The organism is Aerosakkonema funiforme FACHB-1375, assembly GCF_014696265.1.
In the GTDB taxonomy this organism is placed as follows: Bacteria; Cyanobacteriota; Cyanobacteriia; order Cyanobacteriales; family Aerosakkonemataceae; genus Aerosakkonema; species Aerosakkonema funiforme_A.
Genome location: NZ_JACJPW010000043.1, coordinates 1 through 25341 on the forward strand (window position 1 = coordinate 1; position 25341 = coordinate 25341).

The following is a 25341-nucleotide window of genomic DNA, read 5'->3' on the forward strand; positions in this document are numbered from 1 at the left end:
AAAAATATGGCATAGGTGGGAGAAAATAGAAATTAAATACCGTAGGGCATACGGAAATTCACGCTTGGGGAGTAGTCCTTGCAGAGTGCTTGCTGTAAAAGGTGTAGTCGGACTAGACATGAAACTGTAAGACCAAAGCTAAGTTTACTTAGTGGCGGCAAGATTCAGCCCAAGAATCCTCGTACCTTTAGGTCGAGGAGTGTCAAAGTTACCAACAGCAGCAATTAAGCGAGCCTCTATGTCTGAAGATGCGAACACCAAACGAATTGCCCTAAAGCCCTCGGAAGAGCAAACACCCGTCCAGCCTTGGTCAATGGACAAATCTGCCGATCGCTTGATGGACGATGTATTCGCAGATGTTGACCGAATGCTGGAAACCGGCACAGAACCTGCCGCCAAAACTGCCGAACCGGAATATGTCTCCTTACAGCAGATGAGTATTCCCCAAATCGTTATCCCAGCGGAAATGGTGTCGCGTCAGGTGGAAGCATCGGAGGACAGCGATGGCGAAGCCCAAAGATCGCAAGATCGAGGCAGATCGCTCAATAAACTGCTATTAGGGGCAGCAATAGCTTCTTTGGCAATCACCCTGCTCTTGTGGTTAGCCGGTCAAGGGAGGTTCAATAGGCTATTAGGCATTAATTCAGCCTCAGTACCGGAAGCGAAAAAATTACCGTCGGAGGCAGATTCCCAGTTTGTCGATTATATGCAGCAATCCCTTGACTTAATCGAACAACAAACGGAAGAAAATCAACAAGTTGCCGCCGTTCCAGCAGCACCGCAAGTACCTGCCAATTCCCTAGTGCCCGTTCCCATTCCTGGCAATTTACCTCAAAACGCCGGCAGACCCCAAAACAGCCCAGAGCGAATCTACATCCCAGTTTATCCGCGACCCCAGGTAATTTACGCCAATCCCCCAGCCCCACCAGCGATTAGACCTGTTCCCACAGTTACCGTCACCGCTACCGCCGCAGCCAAACCATCTCCTACAGTTACCGTCACCGCTACCGCCGCAGCCAAACCATCTCCTACAGTTACTGCCTCTTCCCGTCCGACTGCTAAGGCTTCTCCGAAAGCCCGCGCCACGGTTCGCCCAACTGCAAAAGCTACTCCCACAGTTGTGGCTGTCTTGCGATCGATACCCATAGCGCGTCCCAAAGCTACCCCAACTTCGCGCCCCACCGCTAATTCATCACCCACAGTCGCCGCTACTTCCCGTCCTACTCCCACTGTATCTGCGAAAGTTGCCGCCACAGTTCGGCCAACAGCCCAACCATCCCCCACAGTCGCCGCTACGGCACGACCGACAGCTAAACCATCTCCCACAGTAGCAGCCACAACGATTCGCCCAACACCCACTCCATCGGCAACAGTAGCAGCTACACCACGACCAACAGCAACGCCATCTGCGAGAGTCACCGCTACGACACAGCCAACAGCCACCCCATCTGCGAGAGTCACCGCTACGACAGTGCCAACAGCAACGCCATCTGCGAGAGTCACTGCTGCGGCAGTGCCAACAGTGACGCCATCTGTGACAGTTGCCCCTTCCCCTCTACCCGCACCAGCGCTAGCTTCTCCCATTCCCACAGCCACATTAACCAATCCAGCGCCTCAGCGAACTTCCAGGCAGGAGACTAGGCAAGCTTCTGCATCAACACCCGCGATCGAACATACTTTGACGGGTTTGTTGGTCTTGGGTGAGAAATCTGCCGCGATTTTTGAAATTAATGGTGCTTCCCGTCGAGTTCATATCGGCGAAAGTATCGGTTCTAACGGTTGGACTTTGGTGGAAGTCAAAAACAATGAAGCTGTCATCCGTCGTAATGGTGAAGTTCGATCGGTTTTTGTCGGACAGCAATTCTGAGGAAAATTCAAAATTTGATTTCTAATTTTGAGTTGATAGCATAGATGGAAATAACCCCTACCTAGTGAGTTCTTTTTGTGGGCGTATTTGAAGATTTCAGCCGATTTTTGGAAAGTCGCTTGGAAGAATTCCTGCGGAACAATCCCCATTTGGAATTACAAGCGCTGGAGGAACAGCTGCGGGAACAAGAGGAGGATGCGCTGCGCCTAATTGCCGACCTGCAAACTCAAGAAAAGAAGTTGCAGGATGAGATTCTTGCCACCGCACAAGAAATTCAGCGATGGCACGCCCGCATTGAAAAGGCGAAGGCTGCGAACAGATGGGATTTAGTTCAGCCCGCACAAGAACGGGAAGCCGCTTTGCTGCGCCAAGGCAATCAGCATTGGGGACATATGCAAGGTCTCAAAGAGCGGATTAAACAGGCTCAGGAATTGCTGCGTCGTATCCAGCAGCGACGACAGGAAGTTCGTGTTAAAGCGGCACAAGCACAGGCAAACCGTACTAGCCCCAAAGCTGAGCAAAAATCCCAAACTGTCGGTTGGGATAGCGGTTCCCATCAAAAATCTTTTAGCGGTGCAGATCCATTGGACGAACAATTTAAGCGCTGGGAAGCACAGGATGAGTTGGAGCAAATGAAGCGAAATATGGGACGTTAAGTTGATATGGGTGCGGGAGTTCTCGCACTTTTGGCGAATTCCTATTTTCTAACTGTAATTTTTTGGATCTTTTATGGTAGTTTCTGCTGTAGGGAAAGCCAAGAATGGATTTCTGGATTCAAAATTAACTTGTCAGTATCCGCTAACACTGAGATAACGCGCAAGCGATTCTTGATTTGTCTTAACTCTCGAATTTCCTCAATCTGACATTTTTTCCAATTAGCTGCCTTTGTCGCAGCTTCCGAGTCAGACATTCTGAGGCTATCGTTAAACCAACGCAGAATTTGGTCGAGATCGAGAACTGGATGACTGGGAATCGCTCCGTATTTTGCGATCGTAGCAGCTCGCAACATCATCGACGAATTCATAAAAGAATCCCTAGCATCAGCATTTGCTGATTCTGCAAGTTGCTCGTATACTTTGATTGCTACTTCTGCCCATTTGATGCTAGGTTTATTTGGATAGTGGCGATCGCCCTCAATAGCATTAAAACTTGCTGCCTCAGCTAAACCCAACCAGTTAAATCCTTCTGGCGGTGAAGTATGTCCTGATTCTATGCTTTTTAGCCAAGCTAGCACCGAGTCGGCATCCTCTTGCAGTATTTGATTCAGTTCGATTGCAGATTTGGATTGGGTCATAAATTTTAGCTGCCTCCATAATATTTTACTACGGCATTCGTTGGATCGATCCCTTTTCGTCTAAAAGCTTCTCTTCCTATTTCTAGGCTATCTGGAGTTGGTATAAAATGACCGCTGTAATTAGTAATTTCCAGAAGATAATATTCACCATTGCTACCAACAATTTCCGCCTCACCTGCTGCCAAAACTGGCTGACCGCGAGTTAAGGCGGTGTGAGATATTTCTTGGCTACCAACAAATTTTGGTATTACTAATAGTTGGTTTTCTGTCGTCACCGCCCATTTAATGGTTCCTTCGTTAATTGTATCGTCAAATCCTGGTTCTGCTACCTTAAGAGGTTTGATACCTAAGCGATCGGCTAAGCTGAGTTCTGCATTTAAGCGATCGGGTAGCTGATTGGAGAAGGATGCTGTGGGAAACTTACTTGAAGACTCTGGTGACACTTGGCTTTGACTTTAATTTATGGATGGATAAGCTGGATATATTAATATAATTTTTGCTCCATTTTTTCCAACCAATTTGTCATTATATAGCGATCGTGTTCGACAAAACCCATCTTTTGATAAACGCTTTTCGCTTTTTTATTTTCATAAGCTACCACCAGATGCACGGCGGTAATCCCTAGAGATTGGCAAGCTGTTTTTACAAATTCTAGCGTCTGCGTGCCTATACCTTGGCTGCGATAATTCTCTCGAATATATAATTCATCAACTAAGGCATCGCGACCGTGAAATTCGATACTGTAGCCAAATGTGAGGACAACATATCCGACTGGTTCTTCGTCAGCACAAATTAACCATATCTTCGCCAGTCGATCGTCACTAACTATTTCTTCTAAACAACGAGTTGCTATTTGATTATTAAATGGGATATGTTCGAGTTTATAAAACTCCTCCATCATAGTCAAAATCAGATTAATATCAGCGTTTGTAGCGATTTTAAAACTTATTTCCATAATCTTATCAAGAGTAAATGCTAATTATTGTTTCGGTTATATAAGCTACATAGCCAAAATTTGACTACTTAGGCTAAAATAGCATACCATAGGCGCAAGCACAAGACTCGTTTGCATATGGGTGCTGGGTTGGCAATTTTTTTTGCCTTGCGATCGACCTTCTAAGGCGAATCACAATAATAACCTAAATAAACATCAAAATAATCTATGAAAAATCAACGGACATTCCGCCTGAATCAAATTACATTTGCGTTGCTGATTTCCCTAGCGGTAATTAATTTAACAGAAGATGCGATCGCAATACCAGGTATTAAAGCTGGTAACAAACAGGTAAAAATTTGCACTGCTAGCACTTGCACGCCATACCGAGCAAATTATGAAAAAGCTATTGCCGCTCGCATCATTGCAAGACCTTCCTTAGTATTGGATGAAAATCAGGCGTTTGCACTAGCCGATCGAGCAATGGCAAGAGGCGATCGCAACGAAGCCGCACGCCGTCTCGCACAAGCTTTAGTAATTATTTCGGAATCAAAAAAAACCGGACAGGGAATAGCAGGCGCTTTAGCTATAGAGCGTTCTCTAGATACTGATATGAAAAACGCACGGGGTCAGTCACTCCGGGAGTTTTTACCTTTGTTCGATCGCATTTTTCCTGCCGATCGAAATCCATATCGGTAAATTCTATAATTGTAAAACAGGTTAACTTAAATCATAAAAGTTTACTTTTTTGGTAGATACGCAAAATCTACCATACTTGGTGCTGCTTTCAGCAGATTCTTATTATTTACAGCAGGGTAGCATATTAACTATAACGGCACTCAAGACGTTTATACCAGCTACGCGAGGAAATTAGATGTCAGCTTGGCTGTCAGCGTTACTCAACTCATTCAAAGCACGTTTATCTCAGCGCATCATCTTTTGGGTGTTTATCAGCATTATTTTAATCGAGGTCATTATCTTAATTCCGTCTTATTATATGCGGGAAAGCGAGCTTTTATGGCAAATAGAGGATGTTTCTTCTGCAATTGTCACCTCAATTTCCCGCTTAACGGCACAAGAAGTTGACAACAATAAACTTCTAGAAAAAATCAAAAAAATTACTCATGGTTCCGTGATTTTAGGAGTGGCAATTTACGAACCCAATGGGCAACTGATAGGTATATGCGGTGAGCCGCCAGAGATTACATTTTCTGACCTAAAAGGTAAGGATGAAGTTCGCGCACGCAACCGCAATGGCGATCGCTACGACGTAGCTTGGTCAGGTGGAAAATTAGATACTAATTATATCATAATCGCTCGTCACAATGCTACCACCGTCAAGCAGGAATTATCTGCATATATTGCACGTATTGCTGGCTTAGTTGTATTGATCTCCGCTTTTGTCACTTCTGTCACAATGTTAGTTTTGGGTGCAACCGTAATTTTACCCATCTTGCGACTGCGGGACGACTTAATCGCGGCGGGTGAAGCAACAGCCAAAGATAAAGCCAATCCTAACTTTTACTCTCTGTCTGTCAAGCGCGATGATGAGTTAGGGGAAGTGATGAAAGCATTCAATCAAATGTATCGACGCATTCGCCAGGAAATTAACGAACGCAAGCAAGCAGAAGCAATCCTGCGCGTGGAAACAGAAAAATCCGAGCGCTTATTACTGAATATTTTGCCAGAATCGATCGCCGAACAATTGAAACAGCAACAAGGCTGCATTGCCGAACGCTTTGATGAAGTCACGATTCTATTTGCAGATATTGTTGGTTTTACAGCGTTGGCGGCGCGTACCTCTCCTACAGAATTAGTCAGTTTACTTAATGAAATTTTCTCCGCATTCGATCGCCTTGCTTCTCGCCACGGTTTAGAGAAAATCAAAACCATCGGCGATGCTTACATGGTAGTAGGCGGTTTGCCTTCTCCCCGATTAGACCACGCCTGGGCCATAGCAGAAATGGCTCTCGATATGCAGCGAGAAATCGCTCGTTTCCAAACCAATAAAGGCGAACCCTTCAGCATCCGTATAGGCATTCACACCGGGCCAGTAGTAGCAGGCGTCATCGGCTTGCAAAAATTTTCCTACGATTTGTGGGGTGACGCCGTTAACATTGCCAGCCGCATGGAATCCCTTGGAATTCCAGGTGAAATTCAAGTGACAGCCACAACCTACGAACTATTACGAGATAAGTATCTCTTTGCAGAACGGGGTGTGTTAAAAGTCAAGGGTCGGGGAGAAGCGATCGCTTATTTGCTCAAAGGAAGGCTAGGGGCTAGGGGCTAGGGGCTAGGGGCTAGGGAAGAGGGAAGAGGGAAGAGGGAAGAGGGAAGAGGGAAGAGGGAAGAGGGAAGAGGGAAGAGGGAAAAAGGAGAAATTTTGAATAATAGACTTTCCCGACGCCCTATCCCCTAATACCTAACCCCTTTTGACTTTTGACTTTTGACTTTTGACTTTTAGCTCCCCTTTAATTCTTCCTCTCTCCCTCTTCCTTCTCCGTGTTCCCTGTAGCTTCTTCGACCAGTTCCGGAGAAGGTGGATGGGGTCGCTTCAATTCCGGTATATCACCTGCTGGAGAAGGCTGGGATGGGACATCCACTGTAGTGGCAGAAATGTCAGATTCCGATGACTTTCGATCGCCAGGATCTCCTATACCCAGCGATTCGGCTGGTGGGGCTATTTCTATCTCCGGAGCGATGTTTTCGATGCGATTCGATGATTCAGCGGAAACAGCTTCCGGGTAAGTTTTCAGCGTTTCCGCTGGCGGTGTTGAGGTAGTTACCCAAGCTTGCCAATCTGTTTGGGGTGTCTCTACTGTGGGAGTTCCGGGAGCGATCGCTTCAACTTCCGAGTCCGCATCTAGCGCTTCAGGTGAGGGAATTGGCGATCCCAGAACTTCTCCTGTTGGGGCGACAGTCCGACCGGTTGGCGGCGTCTTTACAGCAGTTGGCTTAGCTTTCGGCTTCTTTGGTGCCGACAGCCTTGCCTGAACTTGGTTTTTCGCGCTCGCGAATAATTCGCCGATCCTTTGAGGTACCTGGGAAACACCTTGAGGAACAGATAAATTTGAGAATTTCGACTGTAGGTTGCCTTTGAGAGAATCTACTTGGGAAAGAACCTTTTCTGCGGCAACTTCGCCACTGGGTATTTCTGTTTGGCGATCGACAGGAGTCAGTTGACGCCGCAATGTCAGGGTTTGCCAACCAAACCAACCTAAAAGTGCAACGCCAGCTATTTGCCCGATCAGGACACCGCCGGTAATCCGTCCGGCACATACCCATAACATCAGGGCATAAAATAATCCGATTCCACTCCAATAAAAATCGCTCTTGCGGTGAACTTCTGGCAAGAAGAAAGCGGCAAGGTAAATACCCAAGCTACCAAGGCCGACAGCTAGTGCCAATATGTACGTAAGCATATGGCCGAACCCCCCTGCGGTGTCTAACGACTTCTACTCGGTCATTTTACCTCGTAGGGCACATTCACAAGTTTTCTGTTGCCAAGAAACTGAGGAAAGACGGAGCGGGAGAGCGGGAGAGCGGGGGAGCGGGGGAATAAATCTTTTTCTCTTTTCCCTCTCCCTAGTCCCTATCCCCTAATCCCTAACCCCTTTTTGACTTTTGACTTTTAACTTTTGACTTTCGTAAAAGTCTTAATTTCTTCTTCCAGGACAAGATTGGGGGATCGGGCTACCCTGAAGGTGAACTAAACCAAACGACGAGTAAGTAACAAGTTTTATGGCACTACAACAGTTTGGTGTGATCGGTTTAGCCGTTATGGGTGAAAACCTGGCGCTGAACGTCGAACGCAACGGTTTTCCGATCGCCGTCTACAATCGCACAAAAGAGAAAACTGATGCCTTCATGGCAACACGGGCTCAAGGTAAAAATGTCGTAGCCGCTTATACCATTGAGGACTTTGTAAAATCTCTAGAACGTCCCCGTAGAATCTTAATCATGGTGCAAGCAGGTGGGCCTGTAGACGCCGTGATTAACCAGCTCAAACCTTATTTGGAAGAGGGCGATATTCTCATCGATGGCGGTAACTCTTTGTTTGACGATACCGCCCGTCGTACCCGCGAATTAGAACCAGCCGGTTTCCGCTTTGTCGGTATGGGCGTTAGCGGTGGCGAAGAAGGAGCGCTCAATGGCCCCAGCCTGATGCCGGGAGGTACAAAAAGCTCTTACGAATACTTAGAACCAATTTTCGCCAAAATTGCCGCGCAGGTGGATGATGGCCCCTGCGTGACCTATATCGGCCCCGCTGGTGCCGGTCACTATGTCAAAATGGTGCATAACGGCATCGAGTATGGCGATATGCAATTGATTGCGGAAGCATACGACCTACTCAAGAATGCGGCGGGGCTAGACCATAAGCAGCTGCATGAAGTTTTTGCCGAATGGAATACTACTGAAGAACTCAATTCGTTTTTGATTGAGATTACGGCAGATATTTTCAACTACATCGATCCGGATACCAATCAGCCACTGGTTGAAGTGATTCTCGATGCGGCTGGACAAAAAGGCACCGGTCGCTGGACTGTGCAAAGTGCTTTGGAATTGGGGGTCGCCATTCCTACAATTACGGCGGCAGTTAATGCTCGGATTATGTCTTCTTATAAGAAAGAACGGGTAGCAGCTGCTTCGGTTTTAACTGGGCCTTCCGGAAAGTATGAAGGAGATCCGAAAACCTTTGTCAACCAAGTTCGGGATGCTCTTTACTGCTCGAAAATCTGCTCTTACGCTCAGGGGATGGCTCTATTGAGTTCGGCATCAAAAGCTTATTCTTATAATCTTAACCTGAGCGAAATTTCTCGCATTTGGAAGGGTGGCTGTATCATTCGCGCTGGTTTCTTGAATAAGATCAAACACGCTTTCAACGAAAATCCAGAATTGCCTAATATGCTGTTGGCTCCTGAGTTTAAACAAACGATTTTGGATCGCCAGCAAGCGTGGCGGGAAGTGATCTCGCAGGCGGCAAAATTGGGAATTCCAGTGCCGGCATTTAGCGCTTCGTTGGATTATTTTGATAGTTATCGCGGCGATCGTTTGCCCCAAAACCTCACCCAAGCTCAACGCGATTACTTCGGTGCCCATACCTACGAACGCATTGACAAACCAGGCTTCTTCCACACGGAATGGACTAAGGCTGCGGAAGAATCCGTACAAACTTCCACACCTCGACCTCTGCAAGCCCAAGAACCACAGACGGCTGCACGCACTACCGTAGGTTCGGCTGAATAAAGTTGTAGGGTGGGCCATGCCCACCCTTGTTGTCGGGATTTTTGATAAAACCAATGTGAAAGCTTCAATCACAACGCCAAATTTTAATTGATTTGTCGCTGCTACCACTCACAAGTAACTGACCATCTGGGCTAATAGCGATCGCATTCACAGCTTTTGTGTGCCCAACCAAATTATCCAACAGCAAATGTGGATTAAATCGCAAAAAAAACTTGGTACAGTAGCCAAGCGGCGACAGAAAGAGTCCAAAAATTGAGAGCCGAGTATTGGGAAAAAATCAAACAGATCGAGCCAGAAAATCTCGTGTTTTTGGATGAAACAGGCATTTTAATAGGTTCGATCGGAACTCATGCTCGTTCATATCCAGGCACAAGATTAACCGAACTAAACCCATTTTATCGAGCCGCTAAAGTGACAGCTATTGGCGCAGTTAGTATTAACAAAGTACTCGCATTGATGACAATAAATGATTCAATATATGGGTGGGCATTTGCCGTATTTATTGAGAAATTTTTATGTCCTCAATTATGGGTAGGAGCGATAGTAGTAATGGATAATTTACCTGCTCATAAACTAGCATCTATTGAGCCGATGATTCAATAAATAAATAAAAAAATAAAAATAATTCCCACAAGGAAAAGAACACTCAATAACAAAATTTTTACAAAAAATAACATTATCGTTATCCAAGTTATTGAAAATAATATTCCTAGCCACCGCTTTTCCCTGGGTATAATAATTTGCATAAAATCATTTGTTTGTCTAATTTTATATCTGTTTACTCTATTTTGTGTGTTTTTTATCATGGCTTTAAGACAGCAATTTCGCTCCGCAAGATTGGCAAAAGATTGTCTCAGTTGAGTTGCAGGTAGGTTTTTGGCAATTTGGATGGAGGCAATAGCTCATAACCTTTTTAAATTTTAGGTTTTAGATTTTAGATTGATTAAAGTTTTGTCTGAGGTGAGTGCCAACATTTTGGCATTCCTCTGGCTTATAGGCAAATGGAATCAACCGATCTCGTCTGATGGTAAGTATTCCTCAAATATATTTTCGGCCTACTGCGATCGCACTTAACTGCTAACTTGAATATGGCAAGCCCTCACACTGGGTAAGGTGTCGCTCAATTGAATCCATGCTAAACTCCTTCAATCCACTCAAAACTGATTTCTCAACGTCTAAAACTATCCAAACGCCTCACAGCGGCTATCATTGGGACGGTAGCGATCGCCGTTTTTTTGAAGGTTGGTACTATCGCGTCACGTTACCGCAGCAGGGCCAAACTTTTGCCTTCATGTATTCGATCGAAGACCCCATCGGCGGTAAACTCTACAGTGGCGGTGCAGCCCAAATTCTTGGCCCCGATGATGAATACATTTGTCGCACTTTCCCAGATCCAAACAAATTTTGGGCGTGGCGGGATGCGCTGGGTTTGGGTCATTGGGGCAAAATCAACTCAGAAACCCCATTTTTCAAAGAAACCCGCTTTCTCGACCCAGCAGAATTCGATCGCCACATTCGAGAAGGTTATCAAGCAACAGCTACTTGGCATCAAGGTTTGATTCGCGATCCCGGTTCTGGTGGGTATTGTCGTTGGCAATATGAAATTAAGCCTGTGTATGCTTGGGGAAATAAAGGAGAACAACAGCAATCTACAGCAGGAATTTTGTCTTTTTTACCGATATTTGAACCTGGATGGCAAATATTGATGGCTCACGGACTGGCGACAGGTGCGATCGAATGGAATGGCAAACTCTACGAATTCACAGACGCACCCGCTTACAGCGAAAAAAACTGGGGTGGTGCCTTTCCGCAAAAGTGGTTCTGGGTAAACTGCAATTATTTTGATGGCGAATCAGACCTCGCCCTCACCGCAGGCGGCGGTAAGCGTGGCGTGCTGTGGTGGATGGAATCTGTAGCGATGATAGGCATTCACTATCGCGGCAAATTCTATGAATTCGTGCCTTGGAACTCACAAGTAAGCTGGGATATTCAACCTTGGGGTAGATGGCAAATGCAGGCTAAAAATAACCAGTATGAAGTAGAGTTAACAGGCATCACCGACCTACCCGGAACACCTCTGCGTGCGCCTACCGAAAAGGGATTGCAATTCGCCTGTCGCGACACTATGCGGGGTCATTTGAGTCTGGAACTGCGAGAAAGGCTCAACGGCAAATCTAAAATCATCCTGAAAGCAAATAGTTCTCTCTGTGGATTGGAAACAGGTGGCAGCCCTTGGGATAAATCCTGGCAGTCCAATTAATATTTCTTCTGCTATCATATTTTTGTACCTGGGGCTGTAGCTCAGATGGATAGAGCGAGCGCCTCCTGAAATATCGGGCACTCCTAGAGGAAACTCTGCGAGTGAATGTGGTCAAATTCGGTGAACCCTAAAGAGTGAGAAGGCCATTATCAAACTCCCAGTGATGGTTAGGGCAAAGCGCTACCAGATTATCGATATCGTTAATTACGGAGATCGGCGTATCGTCCGGAAAATCCTTGATAGGTTTTCTATGACATACTTCGTAGTACCTTTCATATCCACATACGATACACTTCTTAGCTTTATCCGATTGACGATAGACAGATCTGGCAACTTGACGAACTCTGGCCGAATGCTGGTACAGAGCCTTCCCTTTAACATCTCGAAGAGTAATAATCGACCAATCAACGTAAAAAGGATTACAAGCATCGCAGGTACTCCTACCGCTTATGATGCTTATTCCACAATGTTTGCAGTGTTTTTGTTGCTTACTTCTTTTAGGATATTTCCTATTGTTGAAGGCAGCAGCACATGACCGACTGCAAAAAGCTGGATTGGTTGTCTCTTTACCACAACGCTTACACTTCATGGGAATACCGAGCCAAGCCTGAATCGAAATAAAAAAACATTATACAGTTCGATTCAAGAAGGTGTAGAGACTAGATGGCCACCACCTAAAGGCTGCCAGCCTATGGTGAAGGTATAGTCCAGAGAGTGGGGAAACTCACACAAATCTGAAGCGCTAGGTCATGGGTTCAAGTCCCATCAGTCCCGTACAAATCAAATGGCAGTTAAAAATAATATTTCAAAATAAGCTGAAGGTGATAATCTGGGAGCCATACCTACGGCTAGGACAAAAATCCTCAGCTTATTGTTTATCATTAATGCCACTTGACTGTCTGCATGGTTTTAAGAACTTCTCCCAGTCACCGACGTTACAAACTGAAGAAGACCTCGCCTTCTAAACCGCGCTCAAAGCGTAGATTTTTGGTAGCGTTGACGGTTCCTATTGTGCTTTGGTTTGGCTACAAACAAGTTAGAAGCCTAGAGCCACCCCAGGCAGTTTTAATGTTAGGTGGTTCGACTCCCGCATTGGAGCGAGAAAGGTTTACAGCAAAGTTTGCCAGTCAACATCCAAATTTACATATTTGGATTTCTTCTGGTGGCCCAGGTAGCTACAATAATTACGTCAAAAAAGTTTTTGTCAAAGCCGGTGTTGACTTAAATCGCTTGCATTTGGACGAACAAGCTGTAGATACGGTTACTAATTTCACCACTTTAGTTGATGAGTTAAAAGCTCGTGGTGTCAACAGCGTCTACTTGATTACTTCCGATTACCATATGCGCCGCGCTCAAGTTGTGGCTGAGATTGTTTTGGGAAGTCGGGGAATAGTTTTCAAGCCAGTACCTGTGCCATCTGGTGAAACACCGGAACCGATCGAAAAAAGTATCCGCGATGGAGCGAGAGCAATTCTTTGGGTAGCAACTGGAAATACTGGTTCAAGTTTCAGCAAACTTTTTTCCCATCACTAATGTCACCATATTAATTCAGCAATTAAACAATTTTAGATTTTAGCTTTTTGCCTTAGTTACCCACCCACCTAAAATCTAAGATGGCGATTTACGATTGCTCTGAATTCATGGCTTTCATATCTTCTATTTCAAACCAAGTAACGACGACTCCTGCAATGGGAATGGCTAGAAATACTCCAAGTAAACCTGCTATTCTAGCACCGACTAATAATGCAAAGAATACTAAAACTGGGTTAAGATTGAGTGAATTTTGCATGACACGAGGAGCTATCAAGTTATCTTGTATTTGCTGAAGTACAATACAAGTTATTAAGACTTTGATAGCCATCCAAATACTTTGAGGTAATAAAAATAAACAAATTAAAATAATCCCTAAAGTAGCTCCGATCCCAGGAATTAAGTCAAAAACTCCAGCTATTGCTGCCAAGACTAAGGGAAATGGCACTTGTAAAATAACGAAAACGATGAAACTGGAAGCGCTCAAAAAGAGAGATAAAAGTAGCTGTCCGCGAAAATAACCTAAAAAGTTACGCTGCACTATATCTGTAAAGCGATCGCGCAGATGCTTCGGTACAACTTTTAGGAGAAAATTCCAAAGTCGTTTGCCATCTAAAAGCATAAAAAATGCGACAACTTCAATTAGTATAAAGTGGATTAAATTCGTCAACAATATAGGTGAAGTAGCCAGACTGGCACCGAGAACTACTAAAGCTTGATTTCGCAAAGGTTCTTCGATCGCACGCAAATCGACTTGCAGGTTTCTGGTACGCAGATAACTTTCCAGCCTTTCTACTAAAGGTATGAGAGAGTTTAAAAAGTTGGGTACGCTCTCCAGAAGTTGTTGTCCTTGCGATAAAATCGCAAATCCCACGGTGAATGTGAAAATACCCAATAGCAAAAGGCTTACCAAAAATACTACGCTAACCGCTACACCATGAGGCATAAAACGTCGCAGCCATCTTACCGGATAGCTGAGCAAAAAAGCGACAATGGCAGCGAAGGTAAAAACTACAATTATGTCCTGAAAATAGGCAAAACACTGTACGATCGCCCAGCCAGAAGCAAACAGAAGCAAAAAGCGAACCAAAGCTAAATTATTTAATCGTTCCCAGAGATTTTTTACAGGTATTTGACTCATACGATCTCCAGGTAGATGCCCATGAATGTTGTGGGGATCGGGCGGTCGAGTCGAGCTATCTTCCAGTTTCATTGTGTACCCTGGCTAAAACAGAGGGTAAGAGGGATATTACATAATACCCAATCCCAATTAAAAATTAATTGCCGATAATGTATTTCATCAGCTTTGAACTGACGGTTCTTGTACCAGCACGTAAGGCTGCACGATCAAAGCGTTAAATCGCTTACTTCCGTCTGATTGCCAAGAGGCCATTTGAGTGGGAGAAGGTTTGTAGATCAGTTGCTCGCCAATCCAATGCTGGACAGATAAAACATCATCGTTAGCTATGGCCACCCCGACATCCACCAAGTCGAGTCCCAGAGAGACTACAATTAAGCGATCGCGCTGAGCGTGGGGCATCAGCCATTGCCATTCTGCCTCATCCAGGGTCTCTGCCAATTCCGCTTTTAGATCCTGCATTTATAAAAAAGTCTTGCCTAATTTATGGCTTATTCTAGCTTGCTATTTTAGGTAGAAAACTCTCTCTAGCTACATAAGCACTGCGGTTTAACGGCCCAAATCATGCAGAGCATTGATTTGAAAGGCACATTTTTGGGTCACAGACTCTAATTCTTCCCGGCTGCTGGAACTAGGAGGCTCTATTAGCTCGCCGATACGCACCGTCACTGGCGTAAATCGAGGCATAGGAGAGCCTTTTTGCAAAATTTTCTCCGTACCCCACAAACTCACTGGCAGCAAGGGAACTTTTGCCTTTGCGGCAATCATAGCAGCACCGAGTTTGGGTTCGGTAATTCTTCCGTCTGGGGTACGAGTGCCTTGCAAGAAAACACCCGTAGCCCATCCCTCCTCCAAATATTTGAGTGCGGAACGAATCGCGCTGCGGTCTGCGGACTGACGATTCACCGGATAAGCACCATACAGCAAAATCGCATCTTTTAAGATCGGGATTTTAAATAATTCTTCTTTAGCCATGAAGGCGACAGGCCGACGCAGACAACAAGATAAAATTGGTGGGTCAAAGTGGCTGGCGTGGTTGCTCACCACCACCAATGGCCCTTCTTGCGGCACGGCTTCAGCACCATTAATGCGTCCCTGAAAGTAAACGTGGAGCATGGGACTAACAACCGACCACTTGAACAAGTGGTACAGCAACAAGCTGGTAAAGGGTTCCCGGCTTTTGACCACAGCAGACAATTTCGTCACCCGATTTTGGATTTTGGATTTTGGATTGACTCCGCCTTATAAGGACGGAGTTTGAAATTGAGAAAATTTTTTTGATGATTCGCTTTGAAATGGGAGGCTTGAACCTCCTTTTTCCCAACGCACTCAAATTCAGCAAAATATTAGCCTAGCAGTTTTTTGGCCTCTAATTGGGCAACTCTGCAAGACTGCTGACATTTTGCAATGCTACATCCGGACAAGTGCGTTTGATCAAGCCTGTGAGAACTTTGCCAGGGCCAATTTCCACGACGCGATCGATCCCTTCTGGCGGTAAAGCCAGGGAAATTTCCTGCCAGCGTACCGAACCGGTCATCTGCTGGGAAAGACGCTGCTTCAATACTGCCCCTGTCACTGCTGGTGTCGGATCGACGTTAGAAAGCACCGGAACTTTGGCATCGGCAAAGTCTACAGCTTCCAGCACTTTTTCAAATTCTGCCGCAGGTGTTGCCATCAAAGGGGAGTGGAAAGCACCGGAAACATTCAACTTGACAGCACGCTTTGCCTTCACCTGGGATAGCAGTGCTTCTACTGCTGCTGGCGTTCCGGAAATCACCACCTGAGCGGCGCTGTTATCGTTGGCGAGTACAACGTCAGGTATTTCTTGAATTTTAGCTTCCAATTGCGAGCGATCGAACCCGATCAGCGCCGCCATCATCCCGCCAGCGGCATTATCCATTAATTCTGCACGCCGTTTGACTAAAGTCAACCCACCTTCAAAATCGAAGACTCCAGCAGCGTAGAGGGCAACATATTCTCCCAAACTATGACCGGCAACGAGGTCGGGTTGCTGTCCCTTTTCGCGCATCAAGTCAGCCAGAATACTTTCGACAACATAAAGGCATGGCTGGGTATAAAGGGTTCGCGATAGTTCTTCCTCCTTTTGGCATATTTCTGGAACTGACCAGCCTAAAATCTGCTCTGCGCGATCGAACTTTGCTTTAGCAGCTGGCAATTCTAATAAATCCACTCCCATACCTACTGCTTGCGAACCCTGTCCTGGAAACACCCACGCCGTTTTAGTCATCGTTAGCTAACCTAGAATTCGGATTGTTATTATCGCAAATTTTGACTGCCGAAATTTATCATCGATAAAAACTAAGTGCAATCCTTTCCAATTTGGCAAAAGTCTCTTCGATAACTTGACGTCGTTCCTGCTTGTAATCTTCCTGTGGTCTAAGATTATCTATTTGCTCGTCGTATATACGCAGATATGTTTCTCGCCATTCCTTAATAACTGTTTCTTTAGGTGGCGCGACATTGAATTTTTCGCACAAGACAGAGAGGATGGCTACGCTCGGTATGAGGACAGCTTCTCCATCTTCATCTAAATCGGCTCGATTTTCTTCAGTAAAGCAATCTTTAATTTCTTTTTCCAGCCGCTGGACAAGATCGCATAAATAATCGAGCGCACCATCATTCTCAAAATTACCCGCTCCCCAAGTTCCCATCTATCCAATCTGAAATTCTTAATCAAATACGGGAGGCCATAATTGAGCAACAGCCAATTCCCAACCGGGAAATAATTCTGGAATAGTGAGGGTATCTTCATTATTGAATATTGTTGGTTCGCCACCAGATCGATAGACAGTTACTGTCAGCTTATCTGGATCGATCAATATTCCTACCCTCGCGCCTAGTTCCAGAAACATTTGAATTTTTTCGCGAAGTTTTTTTACTCTATCTGTCCGGGATTTAATCTCTACAACCAAGTCGGGAACTAGCTCACCAAAATCACGAGGACTTTGCCGCAATCTTTCTGCACAAACGAAGGAAACATCTGGAGCGCGTAAGTCTGTATTAGACAGGATGAATCCCCCACTGGAATCAAACACCCGCCCTAGTTTTCTTGGTTCAATCCACGCAAACAAAAAAGCGCTTAAACGAATACCAATTTCACTGGATACGATATCTGATGGCCCCATGATAATAATGTTTCCCTCTTGCAACTCTATTTGATAGTCGTCATAGTCTGATGAAAGTTGCGCTTGAAATTTTTCCAAATCCCGGACAGTTAAAGACATCGGAATTCTCCTTGGATATGCGAATATATGGCTATCCTATCCCGAATAACTTACCTACCCCACTGGAAGATTGCTGCACCCCAAGTCAAACCAGCACCAAAACCGGCGGCTGCGATCGTATCACCGGGTTTAATTTGGCCTTGACGAACGGCTTCATCTAGAGCTATGGGAATAGAAGCGGCAGAGGTATTGCCATAATTAGCGAGATTGCTAATCACTTTCTCTGGCGGAATGTGTAGGCGATCGGCAACAGCATCGAGAATGCGCTGGTTTGCTTGATGTAGCACCAACCAGTCTACTTTGTCAACACTTATATCTGCTCGATATAAGGCTTTTTCAATGACTTCCGGCACTCTTTTGACGGCGAAGCGATAAACTTCTTGGCCGTTCATAGTGATGGGCTGATAACCGCCTTGACCGATGCTAACTTCCTCAACGAGTGATTTTGGCTGTCCCCGATAGCCAAGATTGAGGCAGTTATTCATACTGCCATCGCTGCGGAGTTCAAAACCTAAGAGACGATCGCACTCGGAAGCCTGCATAACCACAGCCCCAGCGCCATCACCGAATAAAATGCAGGTGCGCCGATCCGACCAATCTACCCAACGGGAGAGGATATCGGCACCAATTAACAAAACATTGCGGTAGACACCGGTGCGGATAAACTGTGCCGCCGTAACCAAGCCAAAAACGAAACCGGAACAGGCAGCAGTGAGGTCAAACGCCACTGCTTGCCTTGCTCCCAGTTGGGCCTGAATTTGACTGGCGCTGCCAAACAAGTCGTCAGCGGTGGAGGTAGCCAGAATAATCAGATCCAGTTCCTCCGCTGCGATCCCCGCCATTGCGATCGCCTCAGCAGCGGCAGCAGTAGCTAGAGAGCTCAGAGAGTCGGATGCTGCCGCCAGACGACGCTGACGGATGCCAGTGCGTGTAGTAATCCATTCATCAGAAGTCTCCACCAATTGAGCGAGACTCTGATTATCGAGATAAGCCGTCGGTGTAGCCGCACCGCTGCCTGTGATGGCAATACCAAACCCTGATTGTTGCAACATTATTCTCCATCAGCCGTTGGTGCAGCACTTTTTTGATAACTCGACTGAATGCGATCGAGTACGCGGTTATCGATCGCTTCTTTAGCCAAGCGAATCGCGTTAAAAATAGAAGGAGCTTGAGAACTACCGTGGCTGATAATGCAAATTCCGGCAACGCCCAAAAGCAAACCGCCGCCGTGTTCCGCGTGGTCGATGCGCTGCTTGATTCGCTTCAGATTTGGTTTGAGCAAAGCCGTACCCAACTGTCCGTGCAATCCTTGAGGTAACTCCTCTTTCAGGATTTGCAGCATAATTTCGCCTACAGCTTCGGCAAATTTCAACAAGACATTGCCCGCAAAGCCATCGCAAACGATGACATCAAACCGACCGGAGAGAACGTCCCGACCTTCAGCATTACCGATGAAGGAAATTTTGGGATTATTTTCCAGCATCTCATGGGTGCGGATTGCCAAATCGTTACCTTTGGAAGGTTCCTCGCCGATATTGAGCAATCCCACTTTCGGCTCAGATACTCCCAGTACGTACTCGCTGTAAATCGAACCCATAACAGCAAACTGTTCCAAAAACTTGGGACGGCAGTCAACATTTGCGCCAACATCCAAAATCAGCACCGACTTGCCAGCGAGTATCGTTGGAAACACCGCGCCAATTGCTGGGCGATCGATTCCCCGCAGTCTTCCCAGACGCAGCAGTGCGGCTGCCATTGCCGCCCCGGAGTGACCGGCGGAAACCACTGCGTCAGCCCGTTTTTGCTTCACCAAGTCCATAGCAACGTTGATAGAAGCTTTGGGCTTGCGTTTTAAGCCGCTCAGGGGCTCCTCGTGCATTTCAATTGTGCCTTCAGCAGGCACAATTTCCAGCGGAAAAGAACTTGTGTGTTGTCCCAGGAAAGATTGGATTTGAGGCTCATCTCCCACCAGCAACACTTCCACGTCTAGTTCTTCCCTTGCCCTCAGAGCGCCTGCGACGATTTCGGCGGGTGCGTGATCCCCACCCATAGCGTCAATTGCAATCCGTGCGCGAGTCGAGCCCATTGATCGATGTGATAGAAACCTCAAAGATTTTACCAGATGGCTCACACCCAAACATCACACAACTTACTGTATTTGAGCGATCGCTCTATTAGGCTGCCGGGGGAGAAAACCTCTTTTTGCTGGCAAAGTTAGTCTTACTTTCGACTGCGCGATCGAGTAAACCTGGTTTTGATACCCAAAGGACGGATATTATTACTCATCTGGGTATTGGCGATCGATTGTGGGTGATGGATAATTTTTCCGCCTATGAGCCTCTGCCTCTCTTTTTTGAGCGATCGCTCATGCTCCCAGCCCGATTCAGTGTAAAGGATGGTCAAAAATGCTGGAATTATTTAGCACTGGGTTAATGTCTGCATGGCTTTCGATGGCAGGAATGGAACGCTCCCAGCTAGATGCTGTGCAGGCCCTGACATGGCCCGGTACACCTGGGTTTGTGTTACCGGCGGCTCCAGAACCGACAACCGCGATCGCATTGCAGCAATACCTAAAAGAACTGTCGAAAAAAGGTTCGACGACCAATTCGCAGGGTGTGTGGATTCAGTCTGGGCCCGTGTTGCTGTCCAGCAATCAGGGTACGGTGCCCCTGCCAGCTGCCTCTTTAACCAAAATTGCCACTTCTTTGGCCAGTTTGAATACCTGGTCTCCTTCTCATCAGTTTGAAACGCTTTTTGCCGCCACTGGGCCGATAAAAAATGGTGTATTGCAAGGGGATTTGGTAGTCATCGGCAGTGGCGATCCGCTGTTCATTTGGGAAGAAGGGATCGCTGTCGGTAATGCGCTCAACCGTCTTGGTATTAAGCGCGTTGCTGGCAATTTGGTGATTAAAGGCAATTTTTATATGAATTACACCGTTACAGCAGCTGTGGCGGGTCAAATGCTTAGAGAAACGCTAAATGCTAAGAGTTGGTCAAAAGGAACTACGTTCAGATATCATTTCTCGATGCCCAAGGGAACCCCCAAACCGTTCTTAGCGATCGCAGGTGGCGTGAAAGTTCTCTCTGCCCAAAATTCCCAGGGTGGCAGTAATAATTCGCAACAAATTTTATTATTGCGTCACCGCTCTCTTACTTTGGCGCAAATCTTGAAGCACATGAATGTTTACAGCAATAACGAAATGGCACAGATGCTGGCTACTGCTTTGGGAGGCGCTGCTGTTGTACGAGAGCTTGCTGCTGAAGCAGCTGGAGTTCCCCAGTCGGAAATTCTGTTGGTGAACGGATCTGGACTGGGAGCGGACAATCGCATTTCCCCCAGGGCAGTTTGTGCTATGTTACAAGCGATTCAACACAAGTTGCAGCCTGTAGGCTTAACCATTGCCGACTTATTTCCAGTTTCGGGTTTCGATCGCGACGGTACGATGATACATCGGCAGATACCGAATGCAGCAGTCGTAAAAACGGGTACTCTGCGGAATGTCAGTGCGCTAGCTGGGGTTTTTCCCACACGCGATCGCGGTTTGGTTTGGTTTGCTATCATCAACCGAGGCAACGATGTCCCGAATCTTCGCATGGGTCAAGATAGGTTTCTACAATCATTGATCCAGGAATGGGGCGCAGCATCAGATTTACCAAAAGTAGTTCTTCCCTCTCCCTCTAATTTCGGCGATGCCAGTCGTTTAGGAGCTACAGTTCGCAATGATATTCTGTTTGGAGGCTAGGGATTAGGGGCTAGGGATTAGGGGCTAGGGGCTAGGGAAAAGGGAGAGGGAAGAGGCAAGAGGGAAAAGGGAAAAGGGAAAAGGGAAAAGGGAAAAGGGAAAAGGCAAGAGGGAAAAGATTTATTCTCCCGCTCTCCCGCTCTCCCGCTCCCCCGCTCCCTCACTCCCCCTTTAGGGAACAATTTCGGTAACGACTCTACCGCCGCTGTTACCGCCGCTGAGGACAATAGTTTGGTTTTTTAGTTGGCCAACGGCTTTGGGGCCGGTCAAGCTCAAGGGTGGGTCAGTTTGTCTGTAATACACATTGCCTACAGCCTCAAAGGTTTCTGTAGGAAGATACCAAGTGAGTTTATCCGTTCGCATTTGGGATGGCGGACGCTTTCCTACACCGAATACTTTGCCACTTAAATAAGCGATTTTGGGCTCTAGATCGACTCGACCTCGATCGCCTGTTAAGGTCACTTGTTGGACGCGATGGGAAATTCGCACAGGTTCTTCGGAAGTTACTGTTTTGCCTGTAACGTTCCAAATTAAAAAATTACTGGCAATATCGAGGGGTGGATCTAATAACGCTAACTGACCGTTTTTTTTCAACGTAGCGATTTTATTTTTGAGGTCAACATCTCCTCGGTCGCCGAATCCTCGATCTGCGATCGTCGTGCCAATATATCGGTAAAATTGAACTGGGCGATTGCTATACATTTTTTCGTTTTGCATTTCCCAAGTCAAATGCTCGGTTCTCATTTGTAAAGATTGCTCTTTGGCAAATGCTACTACGTTACCGATTAATTCTATTCGTTTTTCTCGACTAAAAGCTCGCGCTTCTCGTGCGGATGCGTCTACTTGTTTGTGAGTTCCAGTCAATTGATTTCGGACAATCAAAAGATCTTCTTGGGGACGCCATTCCATCTCGTTGCCGCGCAAGACTACGCCGTTTTGGATATCGGTCGCGACAATTTGGCCTTTAAGAAAAATTTTCTTGCCATCCTGATGAACTTCTCCCTGTTGTCCTGTTACTTGATAAAGTAACTTGCCATCCTGGAACAAATCACCTATCGGACTTTGAATTTGTGCAATCTTGTTGTTATTGCTATATACCGCTTGTTTTGCCTTGATTTTCCATACAGGACTTCCCTTTTCATCAGCGCGATCGAGCGTAACCTCATTAAAGGTAAAACCACCTTCAACATTTTTTCCCGCCGCACTTTCTTGCGCGAGTTGACTATCTTGAGCCAGTTTTTTTGCTGTACGACCGTCGCTCCTGCAAGCTACTATGCTTAACAGGAGCGGCAGCAAAAAAACGAGTTTGAGCGGGACAATTTTGCCACGATTATTTTTATTCAAATTTGCCCCCTTAACAATTAAAAATTAAAAATCCAGAAAGCAGCTTTTAATTTTTAATTATTCGCTTATTCGTCATCTTTGGGATCGTCCAGCAAACCTATACCAGAAAACGGACGGTATGTATAGCCTTGTCGTGGAGTTTTTTGGATATCTTCCTTGATATTTTCCAGGTCGATATAACGGTCTGCCACATTGATCAAACTGTCGCTGGTCATGGAACGGAGACTCACTACTTCTACCCGAACGCCCCGATAACTAACTGCATCGACTGCGTATGCCAGATCGCCATCTCCGCTTACCAAAACAGCTGTGTCGTAGGAACCGACTAAGGCCATCATATCTACAGCTATTTCCACATCGAGGTTAGCTTTTTTAGAACCATCCGGCAATTGTACGAGGTCTTTGGCAATTACTCGGTAGCCGTTGCGGCGCATCCACAGTAGAAAACCCTGCTGCTTTTCGTTAGTGCGATCGACTCCAGTATAAAAGAACGATCGCAGCAGTCGAGAGCCAGCAGTTAATCGACAAAGCAATTTGGTGTAGTCGATTTCAATTCCCAGTTGCAGGGCTGCATAAAACAAATTCGAGCCATCAATAAAAATAGCAACGCGACCGCGATTTTCTAGAACTTGTTCTGGCGTGAATAGCGAATCTCTTTCCAAATTATTCAACATGGTTGTTATGCCTCTTTTGTTATCAAATCAAAATTGATGCTATCTTTTAATATTTTTAGCATCCCTAATAGCTTATTTGTCTTCTGACGAACCGGTTTCCAGTAACTCCAGTTTCTGAAAGACGGGTCGGGGTTCGCCTAAAGTCTGACTACTAGGTAGTGTTCCCCAATTAGCATGGATGTTGAAAGGTGCTGAAACATTAATTTGTGTTTTGTCATTAAAGTTCGTATCAAAGCCCAATTGCCGATAAATTTCGTTGCTGATATTGGGGATAATCGGTGACAAGAGATAGGCAGCCAATCGTACTGATTCTAAAACAGCGTACAGTACTTGTTCTACAAGTACCTGTTTTCCCTGCTTGTACAGTGTCCAAGGAGCCTGTTCGTCAATGTATTTGTTGCCGGCGCGAATCAATGTAAGAATCGCTTCAGTTGCTTGGGTGAAAGCGAGGGCTTCGTAGGCTTGGGCGACTCTTTCTCCCAAGTCGCTGCCAATAACTTTGAGGGTATTATCTGCGGGGATATCTTGACCGCTGATATTCGGTACTTTGCCACCCCAGTACTTACGTGCCATGTTCAGCGTGCGATTGAGCAAGTTGCCCAAGTCGTTTGCCAGGTCGGCATTGAGTATGGGAATAAATCTTTCTTTTTCGTTAAAATCGCCATCCCGCCCAAATTCAATTTCTTTCATAAAGTAGTAGCGCACAGCATCTGTACCGTAGCGCTTGACTAAGGCAACGGGATCGATCGTATTACCAAGCGTTTTACTCATTTTTTGTCCGTCTACGGTAATAAAACCATGCCCAAACACTCGGTATGGAATTGGCAGACCGGCTGATAGCAACATGGCAGGCCAATAAACGGCGTGGAAGCGTAAAATATCTTTGCCAATCAAATGTAAGTCGATCGGCCACCATTTTGATAAGGCATTCTCTAAGGTAGGTTCGCTATCCGGATCGAGTAGAGCGGTAACATAACCGAGCAGAGCATCAAACCAAACGTATATTGTTTGGCTGGGGTCAACTGGCACCGGGAAGCCCCACTGCACGTTTACTCGCGAAATCGAGAAGTCTTGCAGTCCTTGGTTGACAAAGTTGAGAACTTCGTTACGGCGGCTTTGTGGCTGAATAAAATCGGGTCTTTCTTGATACAGGGCTTCGAGTTGGCTTTGGTACTTGGAGAGCCGGAAGAAATAGTTCTGCTCGTCTCGCCATTCTACCTCTTTGTTTGGGTGCAAGGCACAACGCCTTCCTTCCAGGAGTTCGCGTTCTTCTTTAAATTCTTCGCAGGAAACGCAGTACCAACCTTTTTGTTGGCTCTGGTAGATATCGCCTTTGTCCCAGACGTCCTGAAAAAATTGTTTGACAATAGCTTCGTGTTTTGGGGCTGTGGTACGGCTGAACCGATCGTACTGAATATCGAGCTGTTGCCAAAGTGCTTGAAAGCCAACGGCAATTTCGTCACAGTGTTCTTTAGGCGATTTCCCCCGACTTTCTGCTGTACGTTCAATTTTCTGCCCGTGTTCGTCAGTTCCTGTAATCAGCAACACGGATTTTCCGCGTAGCCTTTGAAACCGAGCGATCGCATCTGCGGCGATCGTAGTATAAGCACTTCCTATGTGAGGTAAGTCGTTTACGTAGTACAGCGGTGTTGTAACAGCAAATGTGTTTTTATTTTTATCGATAGAATTCATGGAATGACACAAAGTAATTCTCTAAAACTGTTTCTAATCATACATGAGGGGTTTGAATACCTCATTTTATTTATTTATTTTATATAAGTTATTAAAAAACTTAATACCGCGATATTGCGGTTAAAATTCATTTTTTCACCGCTATTCAATATAAAACCTGCTTACACGATCGAGGTAGAGGCGTCTCTACCCTGGGATATTTGTCGCTGCTATTACATTAAAGTTAACAATTATTAAGAAGAATGTCTTCCGTATTGCCATTGATGTTGCTTTCTCCATGTATTCCGAGAGTCCACTGAAGATTTCGCAGTCGTTCCTTGCTGCTACTGGTACGCGGCTGTTTCTCCACCATGAGGATCGTATTCCTCGAACC

General features: G+C 45.9%; 29 protein-coding genes. 10 read left to right on the plus strand and 19 right to left on the minus strand.

Annotation, left to right across the window (positions count from 1 at the left end; all coding sequences use genetic code 11):
- Positions 1 to 199 precede the first annotated feature (199 nt).
- A complete protein-coding gene (locus H6G03_RS17545) occupies positions 200 to 1867 on the plus strand; it encodes a hypothetical protein (RefSeq protein WP_190465904.1) in 1668 nt (555 codons plus the stop codon).
- Positions 1868 to 1944: 77 nt separating this feature from the next.
- Positions 1945 to 2523, plus strand: coding sequence for a TIGR04376 family protein (locus H6G03_RS17550; RefSeq protein WP_190465906.1), 579 nt, complete (start codon positions 1945 to 1947; stop codon positions 2521 to 2523).
- A 71-nt stretch (positions 2524 to 2594) separates the two neighbouring features.
- Here H6G03_RS17550 and H6G03_RS17555 read toward each other — a convergent pair whose 3' ends face one another.
- Genes H6G03_RS17555 through H6G03_RS17565 form a run of 3 tightly spaced genes read right to left on the minus strand, consistent with a single transcriptional unit; the run spans position 2595 to position 4116 of the window.
- Positions 2595 to 3161 carry a hypothetical protein gene (locus H6G03_RS17555; RefSeq protein WP_190465908.1) on the minus strand — a complete coding sequence of 189 codons (567 nt, stop codon included), beginning with the start codon at positions 3159 to 3161 and terminating at the stop codon, positions 2595 to 2597.
- A gap of 5 nt (positions 3162 to 3166) precedes the next feature.
- On the minus strand, positions 3167 to 3604 hold the full coding sequence (locus tag H6G03_RS17560) for a hypothetical protein (RefSeq protein WP_190465910.1): 438 nt from the start codon (positions 3602 to 3604) through the stop codon (positions 3167 to 3169).
- A 41-nt stretch (positions 3605 to 3645) separates the two neighbouring features.
- On the minus strand, positions 3646 to 4116 hold the full coding sequence (locus H6G03_RS17565; RefSeq protein WP_190465912.1) for a GNAT family N-acetyltransferase: 471 nt from the start codon (positions 4114 to 4116) through the stop codon (positions 3646 to 3648).
- Positions 4117 to 4323: 207 nt separating this feature from the next.
- Here H6G03_RS17565 and H6G03_RS17570 point away from each other — a divergent pair, with 207 nt between their 5' ends.
- A complete protein-coding gene (locus H6G03_RS17570; protein ID WP_190465913.1) occupies positions 4324 to 4794 on the plus strand; it encodes a hypothetical protein in 471 nt (156 codons plus the stop codon).
- 175 nt (positions 4795 to 4969) lie between these two features.
- Positions 4970 to 6385 (plus strand): adenylate/guanylate cyclase domain-containing protein, encoded by a 1416-nt coding sequence (locus H6G03_RS17575; protein ID WP_190465915.1) that lies wholly within the window; start codon positions 4970 to 4972, stop codon positions 6383 to 6385.
- Positions 6386 to 6566: 181 nt separating this feature from the next.
- Here H6G03_RS17575 and H6G03_RS17580 read toward each other — a convergent pair whose 3' ends face one another.
- The gene (locus H6G03_RS17580; RefSeq protein WP_190465917.1) at positions 6567 to 7517 is read right to left on the minus strand and encodes a Ycf66 family protein; all 951 of its coding nucleotides are present in this window, start codon (positions 7515 to 7517) and stop codon (positions 6567 to 6569) included.
- Between the two features lie 319 nt (positions 7518 to 7836).
- Here H6G03_RS17580 and gndA point away from each other — a divergent pair, with 319 nt between their 5' ends.
- A complete protein-coding gene (gene gndA / locus H6G03_RS17585) occupies positions 7837 to 9342 on the plus strand; it encodes an NADP-dependent phosphogluconate dehydrogenase (protein WP_190465919.1) in 1506 nt (501 codons plus the stop codon).
- Between the two features lie 64 nt (positions 9343 to 9406).
- Here the strand turns inward: gndA and H6G03_RS17590 are convergent, their stop codons facing one another.
- On the minus strand, positions 9407 to 9547 hold the full coding sequence (locus H6G03_RS17590; protein WP_322111927.1) for a WD40 repeat domain-containing protein: 141 nt from the start codon (positions 9545 to 9547) through the stop codon (positions 9407 to 9409).
- A 47-nt stretch (positions 9548 to 9594) separates the two neighbouring features.
- On the opposite strand from H6G03_RS17590, the gene H6G03_RS17595 reads away from it, so the two are divergent.
- Entirely contained in the window at positions 9595 to 9945 is a 351-nt protein-coding gene (locus H6G03_RS17595) for a transposase (RefSeq protein ID WP_190465921.1), read from the plus strand.
- 207 nt (positions 9946 to 10152) lie between these two features.
- On the opposite strand, the gene H6G03_RS39520 is transcribed toward H6G03_RS17595, so the two are convergent.
- Positions 10153 to 10248 carry a 4-Cys prefix domain-containing protein gene (locus tag H6G03_RS39520; RefSeq protein WP_407650747.1) on the minus strand — a complete coding sequence of 32 codons (96 nt, stop codon included), beginning with the start codon at positions 10246 to 10248 and terminating at the stop codon, positions 10153 to 10155.
- A 226-nt stretch (positions 10249 to 10474) separates the two neighbouring features.
- On the opposite strand from H6G03_RS39520, the gene H6G03_RS17600 reads away from it, so the two are divergent.
- Positions 10475 to 11602: a tocopherol cyclase family protein gene (locus H6G03_RS17600; RefSeq protein ID WP_190465923.1), complete on the plus strand. Its 1128-nt coding sequence runs from the start codon at positions 10475 to 10477 to the stop codon at positions 11600 to 11602.
- A gap of 127 nt (positions 11603 to 11729) precedes the next feature.
- Here the strand turns inward: H6G03_RS17600 and H6G03_RS39525 are convergent, their stop codons facing one another.
- A complete protein-coding gene (locus tag H6G03_RS39525; RefSeq protein ID WP_190465925.1) occupies positions 11730 to 12191 on the minus strand; it encodes an HNH endonuclease in 462 nt (153 codons plus the stop codon).
- Between the two features lie 314 nt (positions 12192 to 12505).
- Here H6G03_RS39525 and H6G03_RS17610 point away from each other — a divergent pair, with 314 nt between their 5' ends.
- A complete protein-coding gene (locus H6G03_RS17610) occupies positions 12506 to 13135 on the plus strand; it encodes a YdcF family protein (protein WP_190465927.1) in 630 nt (209 codons plus the stop codon).
- An 88-nt stretch (positions 13136 to 13223) separates the two neighbouring features.
- Here the strand turns inward: H6G03_RS17610 and H6G03_RS17615 are convergent, their stop codons facing one another.
- The 8 genes from H6G03_RS17615 to plsX form a co-directional block, all read right to left on the minus strand.
- Entirely contained in the window at positions 13224 to 14273 is a 1050-nt protein-coding gene (locus H6G03_RS17615; protein WP_190466031.1) for an AI-2E family transporter, read from the minus strand.
- Positions 14274 to 14432: 159 nt separating this feature from the next.
- Entirely contained in the window at positions 14433 to 14732 is a 300-nt protein-coding gene (locus tag H6G03_RS17620; RefSeq protein WP_190465929.1) for a DUF2288 domain-containing protein, read from the minus strand.
- A gap of 87 nt (positions 14733 to 14819) precedes the next feature.
- A complete protein-coding gene (locus tag H6G03_RS17625) occupies positions 14820 to 15458 on the minus strand; it encodes a 1-acylglycerol-3-phosphate O-acyltransferase (protein ID WP_190466033.1) in 639 nt (212 codons plus the stop codon).
- Positions 15459 to 15639: 181 nt separating this feature from the next.
- On the minus strand, positions 15640 to 16518 hold the full coding sequence (gene fabD, locus H6G03_RS17630; RefSeq protein WP_190465932.1) for an ACP S-malonyltransferase: 879 nt from the start codon (positions 16516 to 16518) through the stop codon (positions 15640 to 15642).
- A 58-nt stretch (positions 16519 to 16576) separates the two neighbouring features.
- The gene (locus H6G03_RS17635) at positions 16577 to 16942 is read right to left on the minus strand and encodes a DUF4259 domain-containing protein (RefSeq protein ID WP_190465934.1); all 366 of its coding nucleotides are present in this window, start codon (positions 16940 to 16942) and stop codon (positions 16577 to 16579) included.
- An 18-nt stretch (positions 16943 to 16960) separates the two neighbouring features.
- Positions 16961 to 17515: a Uma2 family endonuclease gene (locus H6G03_RS17640; RefSeq protein ID WP_190465936.1), complete on the minus strand. Its 555-nt coding sequence runs from the start codon at positions 17513 to 17515 to the stop codon at positions 16961 to 16963.
- A 50-nt stretch (positions 17516 to 17565) separates the two neighbouring features.
- Positions 17566 to 18567, minus strand: a complete 1002-nt coding sequence (locus tag H6G03_RS17645) for a beta-ketoacyl-ACP synthase 3 (protein ID WP_190465938.1) — start codon at positions 18565 to 18567, stop codon at positions 17566 to 17568.
- On the minus strand, positions 18567 to 19601 hold the full coding sequence (gene plsX / locus H6G03_RS17650) for a phosphate acyltransferase PlsX (RefSeq protein ID WP_190465940.1): 1035 nt from the start codon (positions 19599 to 19601) through the stop codon (positions 18567 to 18569). The genes H6G03_RS17645 and plsX overlap by 1 nt, the downstream gene beginning before the upstream one ends.
- 116 nt (positions 19602 to 19717) lie before the next feature.
- Here plsX and H6G03_RS17655 point away from each other — a divergent pair, with 116 nt between their 5' ends.
- Complete coding sequence (locus H6G03_RS17655) at positions 19718 to 19948, plus strand: hypothetical protein (RefSeq protein WP_190465942.1); 231 nt, start codon at positions 19718 to 19720, stop codon at positions 19946 to 19948.
- Positions 19921 to 21258: a D-alanyl-D-alanine carboxypeptidase gene (locus H6G03_RS17660; RefSeq protein ID WP_190465945.1), complete on the plus strand. Its 1338-nt coding sequence runs from the start codon at positions 19921 to 19923 to the stop codon at positions 21256 to 21258. Before H6G03_RS17655 ends, H6G03_RS17660 begins: the two co-directional genes overlap by 28 nt.
- Before the next feature lie 171 nt (positions 21259 to 21429).
- On the opposite strand, the gene lptC is transcribed toward H6G03_RS17660, so the two are convergent.
- From lptC to H6G03_RS38845, 4 genes are all read right to left on the minus strand, one after another.
- Complete coding sequence (gene lptC, locus H6G03_RS17665; RefSeq protein WP_190465947.1) at positions 21430 to 22602, minus strand: LPS export ABC transporter periplasmic protein LptC; 1173 nt, start codon at positions 22600 to 22602, stop codon at positions 21430 to 21432.
- A gap of 65 nt (positions 22603 to 22667) precedes the next feature.
- Entirely contained in the window at positions 22668 to 23276 is a 609-nt protein-coding gene (locus H6G03_RS17670) for a LabA-like NYN domain-containing protein (protein WP_190465949.1), read from the minus strand.
- 72 nt (positions 23277 to 23348) lie between these two features.
- Positions 23349 to 24968 carry a methionine--tRNA ligase gene (gene metG / locus H6G03_RS17675; RefSeq protein WP_190465951.1) on the minus strand — a complete coding sequence of 540 codons (1620 nt, stop codon included), beginning with the start codon at positions 24966 to 24968 and terminating at the stop codon, positions 23349 to 23351.
- Positions 24969 to 25191: 223 nt separating this feature from the next.
- Positions 25192 to 25320, minus strand: a complete 129-nt coding sequence (locus tag H6G03_RS38845; protein ID WP_255512242.1) for a hypothetical protein — start codon at positions 25318 to 25320, stop codon at positions 25192 to 25194.
- Positions 25321 to 25341: the final 21 nt, after the last annotated feature.

Bases quoted from the DNA above. Each gene is read 5' to 3' on its own strand.
- H6G03_RS17615 (WP_190466031.1), bottom strand. From the start codon at position 14,273: ATGAGTCAAATACCTGTAAAAAATCTCTGGGAACGATTAAATAATTTA.
- H6G03_RS17575 (WP_190465915.1), top strand. From the start codon at position 4,970: ATGTCAGCTTGGCTGTCAGCGTTACTCAACTCATTCAAAGCACGTTTA.
- H6G03_RS17660 (WP_190465945.1), top strand. From the start codon at position 19,921: ATGCTGGAATTATTTAGCACTGGGTTAATGTCTGCATGGCTTTCGATG.
- H6G03_RS17565 (WP_190465912.1), bottom strand. From the start codon at position 4,116: ATGGAAATAAGTTTTAAAATCGCTACAAACGCTGATATTAATCTGATT.
- H6G03_RS17555 (WP_190465908.1), bottom strand. From the start codon at position 3,161: ATGACCCAATCCAAATCTGCAATCGAACTGAATCAAATACTGCAAGAG.
- H6G03_RS17610 (WP_190465927.1), top strand. From the start codon at position 12,506: ATGGTTTTAAGAACTTCTCCCAGTCACCGACGTTACAAACTGAAGAAG.
- H6G03_RS17670 (WP_190465949.1), bottom strand. From the start codon at position 23,276: ATGTTGAATAATTTGGAAAGAGATTCGCTATTCACGCCAGAACAAGTT.
- H6G03_RS17640 (WP_190465936.1), bottom strand. From the start codon at position 17,515: ATGTCTTTAACTGTCCGGGATTTGGAAAAATTTCAAGCGCAACTTTCA.
- H6G03_RS39520 (WP_407650747.1), bottom strand. From the start codon at position 10,248: ATGAGCTATTGCCTCCATCCAAATTGCCAAAAACCTACCTGCAACTCA.
- H6G03_RS17600 (WP_190465923.1), top strand. From the start codon at position 10,475: ATGCTAAACTCCTTCAATCCACTCAAAACTGATTTCTCAACGTCTAAA.
- plsX (WP_190465940.1), bottom strand. From the start codon at position 19,601: ATGGGCTCGACTCGCGCACGGATTGCAATTGACGCTATGGGTGGGGAT.
- fabD (WP_190465932.1), bottom strand. From the start codon at position 16,518: ATGACTAAAACGGCGTGGGTGTTTCCAGGACAGGGTTCGCAAGCAGTA.
- H6G03_RS17580 (WP_190465917.1), bottom strand. From the start codon at position 7,517: ATGCTTACGTACATATTGGCACTAGCTGTCGGCCTTGGTAGCTTGGGT.
- gndA (WP_190465919.1), top strand. From the start codon at position 7,837: ATGGCACTACAACAGTTTGGTGTGATCGGTTTAGCCGTTATGGGTGAA.
- H6G03_RS17645 (WP_190465938.1), bottom strand. From the start codon at position 18,567: ATGTTGCAACAATCAGGGTTTGGTATTGCCATCACAGGCAGCGGTGCG.
- H6G03_RS17635 (WP_190465934.1), bottom strand. From the start codon at position 16,942: ATGGGAACTTGGGGAGCGGGTAATTTTGAGAATGATGGTGCGCTCGAT.
- H6G03_RS17620 (WP_190465929.1), bottom strand. From the start codon at position 14,732: ATGCAGGATCTAAAAGCGGAATTGGCAGAGACCCTGGATGAGGCAGAA.
- metG (WP_190465951.1), bottom strand. From the start codon at position 24,968: ATGAATTCTATCGATAAAAATAAAAACACATTTGCTGTTACAACACCG.
- H6G03_RS17570 (WP_190465913.1), top strand. From the start codon at position 4,324: ATGAAAAATCAACGGACATTCCGCCTGAATCAAATTACATTTGCGTTG.
- H6G03_RS38845 (WP_255512242.1), bottom strand. From the start codon at position 25,320: ATGGTGGAGAAACAGCCGCGTACCAGTAGCAGCAAGGAACGACTGCGA.
- H6G03_RS39525 (WP_190465925.1), bottom strand. From the start codon at position 12,191: ATGAAGTGTAAGCGTTGTGGTAAAGAGACAACCAATCCAGCTTTTTGC.